This window comes from Arthrobacter sp. P1_B4, assembly GCF_056406555.1.
This window is the reverse complement of the sequence record NZ_JBFTZW010000033.1, coordinates 22340-32860: the sequence shown is the minus strand read 5'-3', so window position 1 is coordinate 32860 and position 10521 is coordinate 22340. Positions and strand designations below refer to the sequence as shown.

Annotated in this window: 11 protein-coding genes; 2 read left to right on the top strand and 9 right to left on the bottom strand. The window is 61.5% G+C overall.

The window, feature by feature from the left end; translation table 11 throughout:
• Positions 1–73: 73 nt before the first annotated feature.
• The 5 genes from AC1D1W_RS12255 to AC1D1W_RS12235 form a co-directional block, all read right to left on the bottom strand.
• A complete protein-coding gene (locus tag AC1D1W_RS12255) occupies positions 74–1273 on the bottom strand; it encodes a competence protein CoiA (RefSeq protein ID WP_476943817.1) in 1200 nt (399 codons plus the stop codon).
• Between the two features lie 414 nt (positions 1274–1687).
• The gene (locus tag AC1D1W_RS12250; protein WP_476851597.1) at positions 1688–2509 is read right to left on the bottom strand and encodes a hypothetical protein; all 822 of its coding nucleotides are present in this window, start codon (positions 2507–2509) and stop codon (positions 1688–1690) included.
• A 252-nt stretch (positions 2510–2761) separates the two neighbouring features.
• Positions 2762–3283: a hypothetical protein gene (locus AC1D1W_RS12245; protein WP_476943816.1), complete on the bottom strand. Its 522-nt coding sequence runs from the start codon at positions 3281–3283 to the stop codon at positions 2762–2764.
• Positions 3284–3523: 240 nt separating this feature from the next.
• Positions 3524–4135 carry a recombinase family protein gene (locus tag AC1D1W_RS12240; protein WP_476851595.1) on the bottom strand — a complete coding sequence of 204 codons (612 nt, stop codon included), beginning with the start codon at positions 4133–4135 and terminating at the stop codon, positions 3524–3526.
• A gap of 260 nt (positions 4136–4395) precedes the next feature.
• Positions 4396–4908 carry a hypothetical protein gene (locus AC1D1W_RS12235; protein ID WP_476943815.1) on the bottom strand — a complete coding sequence of 171 codons (513 nt, stop codon included), beginning with the start codon at positions 4906–4908 and terminating at the stop codon, positions 4396–4398.
• Positions 4909–5212: 304 nt separating this feature from the next.
• Between AC1D1W_RS12235 and AC1D1W_RS12230 the strand changes: the two genes are divergently transcribed.
• Positions 5213–5374 carry a hypothetical protein gene (locus AC1D1W_RS12230; protein ID WP_476851593.1) on the top strand — a complete coding sequence of 54 codons (162 nt, stop codon included), beginning with the start codon at positions 5213–5215 and terminating at the stop codon, positions 5372–5374.
• Between the two features lie 263 nt (positions 5375–5637).
• Here the strand turns inward: AC1D1W_RS12230 and AC1D1W_RS12225 are convergent, their stop codons facing one another.
• On the bottom strand, positions 5638–6468 hold the full coding sequence (locus tag AC1D1W_RS12225; protein WP_476851592.1) for a class II glutamine amidotransferase: 831 nt from the start codon (positions 6466–6468) through the stop codon (positions 5638–5640).
• Between the two features lie 452 nt (positions 6469–6920).
• Here AC1D1W_RS12225 and AC1D1W_RS12220 point away from each other — a divergent pair, with 452 nt between their 5' ends.
• Positions 6921–7094, top strand: coding sequence for a hypothetical protein (locus AC1D1W_RS12220; RefSeq protein WP_476851591.1), 174 nt, complete (start codon positions 6921–6923; stop codon positions 7092–7094).
• A 59-nt stretch (positions 7095–7153) separates the two neighbouring features.
• On the opposite strand, the gene AC1D1W_RS12215 is transcribed toward AC1D1W_RS12220, so the two are convergent.
• The 3 genes from AC1D1W_RS12215 to AC1D1W_RS12205 form a co-directional block, all read right to left on the bottom strand.
• Positions 7154–7366: a hypothetical protein gene (locus tag AC1D1W_RS12215; RefSeq protein ID WP_476851590.1), complete on the bottom strand. Its 213-nt coding sequence runs from the start codon at positions 7364–7366 to the stop codon at positions 7154–7156.
• Positions 7367–7518: 152 nt separating this feature from the next.
• Positions 7519–8433, bottom strand: a complete 915-nt coding sequence (locus AC1D1W_RS12210) for a ParA family protein (protein ID WP_476851589.1) — start codon at positions 8431–8433, stop codon at positions 7519–7521.
• A 310-nt stretch (positions 8434–8743) separates the two neighbouring features.
• A complete protein-coding gene (locus tag AC1D1W_RS12205) occupies positions 8744–10360 on the bottom strand; it encodes a hypothetical protein (protein ID WP_476851588.1) in 1617 nt (538 codons plus the stop codon).
• Positions 10361–10521: the final 161 nt, after the last annotated feature.

Below are 10521 nucleotides of genomic sequence, written 5' to 3'. Positions count from 1 at the left end.
GCACACAGCTTCAGGGGAACCATGGCATCGACCAAGACGGCGACCGCCTTGTGGGATCTTCTGCTTCCGACTTTCAGTTAGTCCGGAGAAGTGGCGCACTGATGACTGACCAGTGCTCGGCATTGATCTGTGCGACGAAAACCTGGCCCATGAGTGCGCCGCATTCCGGACATATGAAGGCGCTGTAAGGTTCCCCCCTGCCCTGGCTGTTCCGCAGTTCGATTTTCGCCTTCGTCACGGTCGCACCGGACTGTGTAATCCATGTGTTCACGGCATGATGGACGTCCGGGTGGTTTTCGTATCGCTTCTGCCCCACCGTGCTTTTCACGGCCACCTGCCCCGCCGAGGAATACTGCTCACCCGCGCGGCCGCTGGCTGCCTCCCAGACCATCATCTGTCGCCCGCATTTCCAGCAGTCCGTCAAGGTTGCCCACACAAACGGGCCGGATTCGGTATGAACGGTGTGCGGTTCGAATGCCTTCTCAGGGGCGACGCTACGGCGGTTCGTCTTCTCTACGGCTACCTTGGCCCTCGCGATACGTTCAGCTTCGGCCAGTTGCTCCTCGACGCGTCGACGCTGTTCGGCGTCCCAGTCCTCCTGCTGTTTCTTCGGCGTCCCTGATCTCCAGCGTGGGCCGTTACTCAACAGGTCCTTAATGAAGTCGCCCAGGCCGTCCTGCTCCGCAGGCAAATTGTGCTTAGTCTCCAGATCAAGGAGCTCCGCGGGGTCGTCCGGGACTTCTGAGGTCTTGCCGAAGCCGGTGATCACCACAGGCAGATGGATGGCACTGTATTCGAGGGCCCGGGGTACCAGCCACACCGGGAAGACGTTGCTGTCGAAGTACCTTTGAGTTCGGCGGAAGTAGTCCGCCGGCGTCTGCGAAGAAAGCTGCACTTCGAAGGCGACGCGGTGGAGCATGTCGTCGGACTCTGCCAGAACATCGATAATCCACTCGCGGGAGGGATGGGGGTACTCGATGACGGCATGCCAGCCGGGTACCTCCGCGATCCCCTTGGCCAGGGCCTCTTTCATGGCAAGGTGCTGGGGTGATTCGCCGCCGTGGTCAACGGCGCAGTCGGTCAGTCGGTAGTGAGCGAAAAACCTCGTGGCTTGTCCGCGGGTTTTCGCGACCGCTCGGATATTACACACGGGCATGACAAGCCGCTTCCGGTCTTCTGATGCCTGAAGGGCCGCCCACGATTCCGGATCGTGCCTCGTGGCGTCAACCCGCTCCCCGTCTAACATCGCAATCAGCGGCACCTGTACCCCCATGACAGTGTCCTTCGGCGCCTCAGTACGCCGTTCGATGGACAGATTCAATCACAAAACCACCCGGCTTCAGCGCATAGGCTCAATCCATAGTGAGAAGGATGAGGGAGCCTGGGTTTCGGGCGGAACAATTCGCACGCATCTATGAACCCCACGTTGAACCACCTCCTTAGACGGACGCTGAACGCAACCATGACACAGCTCTGTAGGCGGCCCGCACGGACGTCTGTGCGAGCTTGAGTGATTCCACGGCACTCGGCTCTGACTCGAGTCGGCCAGTGTGAGCGACCTTGTTGCGGAGTTCGAAAAGCTTCACCAAGCTCCTGTACGCTACTGGCTCAGCGTTCTTCAGGCTGTGACCAACCATTGCGATGGCTACCGTGGCACCGGCTAATCCGAGCATTCCGCTACGCTTGCTCAGCCCCGTGCCAGTTCAGGGTTTCGGGCCAGCTCCACCAGGCCGTCAGCGTAGTCTTCGACTGCGGCGCACATGACCTTCAGACGATTGTCCAACGACCCCCATGGTCGGGACGGTTTGCCCGTCACGATATGTGGGGCCATTTCGACGTCACGGACATCAATATCGAACTCGAACTGCAGGTCGAGCATCTTCGGTGTCAGCTCTCCGTCTCCAAGCCTGGTGAAGGTGACCACGATGCCCTCGTCGTCGAGTGGCCCTTCATTAATCTTGAGGTCGTGAATGGTCTTCTTGTCGTAGGTTCCTTTGACTTTCTCCGGCATCATCGCGAGTTCGTGGGCGGCGCGGTGCCGGTCGATGCGCGCAAGGTCGTGCAAGATGCGAAGGCAATTCCACCCGGGGTTCTCAGCCTGGAAGGGCTGGATGCGATGAAGGGCCTCGATGAGATGCGGAGATAGGTGCTGAAGCCGCTTCTTGTTCGCGGTCCATTCCTTGGGTGAAAGCGCGATGGGCCATTGAAGTTGGGAAGCTCCTGGCGGTGGGTTGGTTCCCGAGTCGATGATCGCTACGGCGTAGAGGCAGTTGTCCAAGCCGGCGCGTAGGTTTTGAAGTGCCTCTCCCAGGAGGATGGAGAGTTGGTCGGGGATGGGTTCGCGGCGTTCAACCCGAATGGCCCCGTGGCCTTGGGCATCGATGTCGACTCGTATCCGTGATGGGCGGCCTTCAAGGTACTCACCGAGGAGTTGGGCGAACTCTTTGATATTGCCCTGGGCACGACTGATTCTGGCCTGCGACAGTGAAAGTTCGCGCAGTGGCTTCACGAGGTAGGTGCTCCCGATTGGAAATCGAAGTTGGCCTCTGTCCCAGGGGGCCGGCATGAGAAGAAGTAGTCAATTTGCTGCGTTGGCGACGCAGGCACAACGTTACAGTGGGGGCGAATCGGCACCGTTCCACTTCCTTGAACTGGGACACCAGATGGAGCACTCCCCCCCGAGGATCCTTCACCGGGGCTCGCGCGGGCATCGTTCCGGTCGAGGCTACTCGCCTGCGGACACTTCTTGGGGTGCCGCCACCTATGTGCCGACAACGGCGTACTCGCCGTTCAGTTTCTCGGCCAAACGTTCGAGGTCGAACGTTGACACCTGGCCACCCGCAATTTGGCTGAGGTCAACAACCATCCAATTATTGCCTCGAACGAGAGGGATTTTGCCCTGACTTGAGTCAGCCCATATTTGATAGCTTTCCTCAAGAGCGTCCTGATTCGGATAAAGGTCTATCTGGACATTTGCCGAACATAGTCTCTGCGCCGAAGTGCGGCGGACGCCATCGCCCATGGGAACAACCGGATCGCCACCGGGTTTAGAATCGCAACCCAAGACGTCATCGACGGCAGCGTAGACCTCATCAATGGAGCCAAAAGATTGCAGGTCTTCGCCTCTTGGCGGCTGCCCCGCGCATCCCGTGAGCGGGACCGCCACAAGAGAAATCGCGACAACGATGTCCAGCAAACGACTGCACTTCATACGTCTACCCCCAAGGTTATTGACGGCACTATTCCACACTGAGCGCACCCCCAGAAGCCCAATCGTTGCCATGTTCCATTTCCTTGGAACCGGGACGCCCTCGGTGGGACACCCCCGCGCGAATCCGAATCTGTCAGTTTCAGAAGTCGTCTGCACTGGATCCCCCGGAAGTACGGGACTTGTGCAGGCGACTCCTGACACGGAGGTGCTCGAAGTCGTCTGCACCAACCGTCGTTTTTGTTCGAAGTCGCGTGCACCAAACGTCACTCTGCCTGAAGTCGTCTGCACGAACCGCCACGAACGTTGGGCTCTTTAGGCGTTCTGCTGGTTCTCGGCGGTCAGCGTCTCTCGTGGACGAGGTGGCAGATAACGGTAGAGGCTGGAGCGGGTGATACCCGTGGCTTTGACGATCTCGGAGATGGACTGATCCTCCTGGTCACGAAGGTGTGCGGCGTAGGCGAGCTTCGCTGGATCGACCACGCTGGGCCGGCCGATCCTTTTGCCCTTAGCAGCAGCAACAGCACGCGCGTGGGCTGCGCGTTCGATCGCGTAGGTTCGTTCCATCTGGCCGAAGAGCGCGAGCATCACGACCGCCAGCTGCGACATGGGATCCTCCGGATTGGCGGAATCAACCCGGATCGGGTCAGCCAGGTTCCGGACTCCGACCCCGCGGCCGGCCAGGTCGTGGATGAGGTTCAGAGTGTCCCGGACGGTGCGGCCCAGCCGATCCAGGGTATGCACAACGATCACGTCCCCCTCGCGGGCCTGGTCGAGTGCTTCATGAAGTCCGGGCCGGTTTGTGGTGGATCCGGACTTCTTGTCCACGTAGATGTGCCGGGCAGGGATGCCCTCGCCGCGTAGTGCTTCTATCTGCCGGTCGAGGTCCTGTTTCGCGGTCGAGACGCGGGCGTACCCAATTTCCATGGATTCACTGTACCGATACTTATCCTGCACGCTCCGCACGGGACATCAAAAAGAAGATAGTTTTGGAACGAAATGTCCTGGCGTGTCGCAACTCTTCGAAGACCCAACCTCGGGCGTTCCACTTCCTAGGAACTGAGACGCAATAGCTGCATCGTCAGGCCAGCCATGAACGCTCCGCCCGGCGCCCCCGTCGACGGGCGGAAGGTGCCGCGGTGGAGGGACCGGCCGCCCGCTAAAGGTTCCTGTAAGGAGGCCGCGCGTCAGCCACGCAGGCGCTTCAACTGAGCCGCGCGCTCAGCCGTGACCCAGAAGAACACCTCGTTGGGACGCGGCGGCGTGAACTTGGGCCCGGACTGCGCGCACCAAGGCTTGGTCAACTCTGGGAAGTGCTTGCCCAGCGTGCGCCTGACCTGAGTCGGGATGTTCTTCATGACGGAGTAGTCCACGTCCAGCGCCTCCGCCAACTCACGGGTGCTCAGAGCGCCGTCCGGGCCGGGGTGGCCGGAGAGGTGGCGGAGCATTCGTCCGACGATGACGTTGGTCTTGGTGTCCATCGCGAAGAACTTGATCAGGTTCTCGTCGGTCCAGCTGTCGATCGCTGCCTGATCGGTGACGAACGCATCCTTAGCAGTTGACTCGATGGGGGTGGCGGGTGTGACGGCCGAAGTCGAAAGCCGTTCTCCGAGGAAGACAAGCACGGCACGGACGTGCTCGTTGGGTACCGGGACGTACTGGAACTCCGCGGCCGGGTCGGTGGGTGGGGTGATGGTCATGGCTCTCTCCTGTTCGCTGGAACACTACGTCACGTACTCTAGCACTATTCCAATTAGTACGTGACGTAGATCGCCCAAGTGGTCCAGGCCTTGTCATGCGGGACCTGCTTGCCCAGCTGATCAGTGCAGCCGCACCGACAGCAAATGAAATGTCAGGCCCGGCGCCGGTCGCCTGTAGCTGAATCGGCACTAAGTGGAACCTGACCGCCAGACATTCGCTACCGCCCCATCACCGGTTCGGAGCAGAGGACTTCTGACACGCCGTGGGGCATCTGCCAACGGGCGGCGTACGGGACGTCCTTCCGTGATCGATGCCGACAAGCTCGAACACGCCGCCCTGCTGCGGGACAAAGGCTCCTCCATGAAGGAGATCACCGCCAAGACCGGGCTGAAACGCACCACCATGTACCGGCACCTGCCACCTCGCTCCCCCGCCGCTGACCTGGCAACCACTAGTGCCCCTTAATACGGACACGTTGAGTTTTGCCCTGACCTATGGCGGAACGCTGGTCGTGACGCTGCTGATGTTTATCGGCAACTAACCGCGGTGGGGATTCTTCTGGTTCTTGCCGGGATTACTCGGCTGACGGCATACCCCATCCAGGCAATCGCGCGAGCATTTAGCAGACAGGACCAGTCATGCGACGATCGTTAGAATCCACCCCGTCCCAATGGTCCTGATTCGGGTTGACAGACTCAGCATCTGACGGGCGCAGACCAGTGCCCGCCCTAGCCGGCCGCGGGCGAGAAGTCGAACAGGTCTTCCCCGCCTCCGTGCACTACGACGCAGGTCGACTCGGGTATTTCCCGCCACGCCCCGCGCAGGTCCCCCAGAGGCTCGGAGACCACCAGGCGTGCTTCATCAGAGAGCTCATGGAGCATGGGGTTGTCCGGGTATTGGGCGCGGAGTGTCGCGACGTCAGTGCTGTGGAAAAGCGACCGGGACCGGCCTTCGCTGGAGTAACGGAACGCCCAGGTGGTGTCGCCGTCGGTGGTTGCGACAGTCATCTGAATCGGGTAATCGATGCCGTGGCGCCGGCCGACCTCTTCAATGAGCCCAACCGCGGAAGCGACCGCAGCGCGCGGGTCCTGCTCCAGGCCGAAAGTGAGCGCGAGGAAGAAGAACAGCTCCGAGTCTGTCGCTCCCTCGATCAGCGGAAAGAGCGAGGGCTCGACGGCGAAGGCCAAGTCGCGCTTCATGGTCGGAAAATCCGTGAGGAGCCCGTTGTGCATCCACAGCCAGCGGTTGTGTCGGAACGGATGGCAGTTGGTCTGTTGGACTGCCGAGCCGGTCGTGGCACGGATGTGCGCGAAGACGCGGCCGGACGACGCCTGGGCGGACAGTTCGCGGAGGTTGCGGTCGTGCCAGGCCGGCTCCGTGCTGTGGAACACCCCGGGATACGGCGCGGATCCGTACCAGCCGACGCCGAAGCCGTCGCCGTTGGTGGTCGTGGCACCCAGGCGTGAGTGCTTGCTCTGCATCACGAGCGAATTGGCGGGTTTGTACAAAAGCTCCTCAAGCTTTACCGGCGAACCTGAATAAGCGAGCCAACGACACATGGCGTCCTCCTCTGCTTTGACTGCAGTCCATCACTCGTACCGGGCGCGCGCATCATCACCCTGGGGTGATTCGACGTCGAAGCTGCAGCCACGTTAGGGCCCCGCGAACCATTCCCGGGGCTGGACCAAGGACATGACAGGGGACGGCGCGTCCCGACGCTGGCCAGTGAAGATCAGCGCACAAGTAACCATTACCAGAATGATTTCGGTCCTGTTGGGTGGTCCTACGGTTCGAGCCATGACCGGACTGTACTTGAGCGGGGTTGCGATGTCGCGAGTCGTGCGACCAAACAAACTGTTCCTTTTTGAGAGCGTGCAGCCGTCGGGCTTCGGACTGCATAGAGATAAAAGCGGACACAGCGCATTTCCCACACGCCGGCAGCGTGGCGGGTGACTGTGTCCGCAGGAGCCGACCCTCTCAGTCGGTAGCAATCTCAACAGCAAGGAACACAGTGAAGCTCTTCATCCTCTTGTTCAGCATCATCACCAACGCACAGTCTCTCTGGATCGTTGCCGCGTGCCTGGCGTGCACCGCTGTTGCAATCTTTCTCGTGCTCGTGCACAAGCCGTCCAACCTCAACCTGGTGCGCCTGGTCCGCGCTTGGAAGGATCCGCATGGCAAGTAGGCCGACTACTCATGCCAGCGCAGCGACTCCGGGAAGGCAACGGACTTAGCCGTGCTGCTTCAGCTGTCTTTGAGCCGCCTGCCGCCGGGAAGATTTTCACCCCAAGACGGGTACATCGCACCGTCATTGTGTTCGGCTTCGCGGCGAACCGTCTCGGCTTCAATGGCTTTCGCCACGAAGTGACTCCAGGTGTTATCGCCTTCGGCGTAGCTGGTAGCCCGGTACGCGGCCCGCGCCCGGTTTCGCAGCGGGGCGGGGATACTCACCGTCATATTCGCTGTTTCGGTTTCTTTGGGTTCTGCCCTCTTTGGCGTCTCCGGCCGGTGTCCGGGGAGCATCCGTGCCAGCGGCGCCTCGGCGGACGGCGCTGCAGTGCGTCGCGGGGGCAATCCGAGTGCGGGTCGGCTGGGTGTCGGTTCGGCGCTCACGCGTTGACCTCCTGGGATTCTGTGACGGCGATGCGACGGGTCACTTCCATGGCGACTGCGTGGAGATCTTCGGCCACGCTGGAAGCCGACTTTGGCCCGGCATGTCCGGCCTTCGCTTCACCGCGCAGGACCTCCCACCATTTCGGTCCCTTGCTGAGCTCCCGTTCGAGCTCGTGGGCCAGCAATCCACGCTCACGACACGCCTGGGCCGTGGCCTCCGCGTGGCGGATGCTCATCGGGAACAGCACTTCGTCCGTTCCAAAATCGGCGGTGAGGTGGTCGCGGGTGACCTTGTGAACCTGCTTGGAATTCGTACCGGTACCAACCAGGACAACGCCCAATAGGTCCAGAGATGGATTGAGTCCGACGACGCTGTCCATGCGGGCCGCGACGGCGGCGACACCCTTACGGCTGGACATATCTGTCTTCAGCGGTACCAGTGCATAGCGAGCGGCAGCTACCGCGGCTGCCTGCAGGGGCTCATTTCCGGGCGGGCAGTCGAGCAGGACCAGGTCGTACTCCCCCGCGACGCTAGCAAGCAGTTTGGCCAAGGCCAGCTGCGCAGCGTCACGATCCTTCTGCGCTTTGGCGCCAAGGAATGCCGCGGCATCGTCGAGATGGGCGCCGCCGGCGATGACGTCGAGGTTGGGTCGAACGCCGGCCAGCAGGTCGGGCTCTCCGCCGAAACATAGCGAAGCCGCCAGACTTCTACCACCGTCACCTTGGTCGGCGTAGCCAAGGTCCTCGGCGAGGTTTCCTTGAGGGTCGAGATCCACGAGGAGCACACGCGACCCGCCCTCAGCGAGGAGTCCACCTACGTTGGCCACCAGGCTGGTCTTGAAGACACCGCCCTTGCCGTTAATTACCGCGATAACGCGGCTTAGGGCACCGCGGTCCAGATCGTGTTTCATCAAATCCCCTTCCAAAGTGATTCCAGCGTAGCCAGCAACACTGGCTTTACTTGTGAAGCTGGTTTCCGTGTCTTCGCTTTTTTCACTTGTGAAACCAGTGAAGCCAGCAAATACGGGTTGACTGTCTCTGCTGTGTTCACTTGCTTTACAAGCGAACACTCTCCAAGCGTCCGGGCTAACGTGGCACTCCCCTGACAATTGGATTTACTTGTGAAGATGGTTTCCCTGTGTTCACTTTTTTCACTTGTGAAACCAGTACATACTGCTGATATTGATTGCTGGTTTCCAGTCATCTGCCCGCGGTGAAGCGCTAGGCCACCCGCCACAGCGTCCCGCCCCAGTCCAGTTCACTTTCGGAGGGAGGGATCCAGTACAGGTCCGAGTCGGGGTCTTCCACTTCATGTTCTGCAAGTTCAGGTACCAGGTTCCGATCCAGCCATGCGTGCCAGGCTGCGCGCTGCTTTCGATGGCGGCCAATCTGCTCTGCAGCATCCTCAAGTGCCCCGAGCCGGCGCGCCAACGCCGTCAGGCTGGTCCCGGCCGTAATTCTCCATTGCCCGTGCCGGCGTTCAATCATGTTGTAGCTGCTCATGGTGCCCAGGGCTGTTTCTACGGCTGTCCGGCTGAGGCCTGTGGATCGGACGATGGTTGCTGTGGTGGGGGAGAGGCGTCCGCGTTCGATGGCTTCGTAAACGAGGGCAGCGACGTCGCCCAGGACGCGGAAAACGGGGCGGATGCCATGGATTTTTCCGCTGCGCCAGGACAGTTCCCGCGCGAGTTGTTCAAAGTGCTGGGGGAGTTGAATCACGTAGACATCAGCGTCGCGGCCGCGGGCATCGGAGACTTTGGTCAGGATGCCATCAGACGCCTGTTGAAGCAGCGGAAGGAGTCTGGCGATAGTGCCGTGGTGTTTGCCCAGTGCGGTAGCGAAGGTACGGCAGCCTACGTCCAGCAGATCAGTCTCCGTGGTCCGCATGTAGCCGAGCACCGCCCGAAGCAGCAGACGCAGACTCACGCCCTCGCGGCCGCGTTCTTTCAGCCTGTGGTCCAGGACAGCGTAGAGGACATTTTCCAGATCGTTCACGAGCTGGTGTGTGCCAGCCTTGCTGGTGGTTCTATCGCCCCCCCCTGTGGGTTTAGGGGGGCTTGTGTCGTTAATACGGGTAGTCCTTCTGCCTGCTGGCTGGGTTCCCCGTTTTTCGATCCAGCGGCAGGCCTTGGCCCACTCTGTGTCGATGAGACGCTCCTGCCGGTCGGTGGTGGTGTACAGGGCTGCGAGGCCGGGGAACTGGCCGCCCAGCTCGAGGCGGACCTGCTCCAGGGTCCAGCCACAGGCAGCGAAGTGGTTCAGGACCGCCATGCGGGCCTCTGACGGGCTGGCGTACTTGGCCGTGTCGTACAGGCCGGTACGGGCCAGCACCCGCAAGGGGGATTGGCTCCCGCCGAAGGGGACGGGGCGAATACCGTGCGCCGTCGCGGCGGCCGTCATCTTGGCCGTCCGGTCTTTCAGTTCGCGGGCGCGCCTGAGCTCCGGCGCAAGGACCAGCCGGAGCGCGGCCACAGCATTGGCGGGATTACGGCGGCGCAGGATGTCATAGGCAGCAGCCAAGGGAGTAGTCAGGAGCTGGTGACCGCCGGACTTATGCGCGGAACCAGGAACCCGGATACAGCCGTCCGTGACGTTCTGGTGCGGACCGGGATCGAGACTCGGAGCCATCAGAGCCATGGCTTCGACGAGCTCCCGGGCCTCCGTGCCGCTCATGCGCTCTGCAAGCGGGATGTAAAGGTGGCGGCCGCCGCTGGGGGAGACGTCCCCGACGTAGCGGATACTGCAGCTTTCCAAGAGGTTCCCGAGCCGTTGGGCGTCATCATCGACGACTCCCTGCAGCGCTTTAGAGGTGTCCAGGTCAAGGCAGAGAGTAGCCACAGAGCCATCTGCACCATGAATGAGGACAGCCGCCGGCCGTGCCGGCAACGTCGCAGTGATCCGGGGCGGATTCTGTGGCCGCGGGTACTGGAAGCGACCGCCGATCCAGCGTCCCAAGCGGTAAGTAGATGCGCCGGCGATTAATGGGGCAAGTGCCCATG

Coding starts and splice junctions, on each gene's coding strand:
- AC1D1W_RS12255 (WP_476943817.1), bottom strand. CDS start 1,273: ATGGGGGTACAGGTGCCGCTGATTGCGATGTTAGACGGGGAGCGGGTT.
- AC1D1W_RS12225 (WP_476851592.1), bottom strand. CDS start 6,468: ATGTGTCGTTGGCTCGCTTATTCAGGTTCGCCGGTAAAGCTTGAGGAG.
- AC1D1W_RS12240 (WP_476851595.1), bottom strand. CDS start 4,135: ATGGAAATTGGGTACGCCCGCGTCTCGACCGCGAAACAGGACCTCGAC.
- AC1D1W_RS12245 (WP_476943816.1), bottom strand. CDS start 3,283: ATGGCAACGATTGGGCTTCTGGGGGTGCGCTCAGTGTGGAATAGTGCC.
- AC1D1W_RS12210 (WP_476851589.1), bottom strand. CDS start 8,433: ATGAAACACGATCTGGACCGCGGTGCCCTAAGCCGCGTTATCGCGGTA.
- AC1D1W_RS12215 (WP_476851590.1), bottom strand. CDS start 7,366: ATGACGGTGAGTATCCCCGCCCCGCTGCGAAACCGGGCGCGGGCCGCG.
- AC1D1W_RS12235 (WP_476943815.1), bottom strand. CDS start 4,908: ATGACCATCACCCCACCCACCGACCCGGCCGCGGAGTTCCAGTACGTC.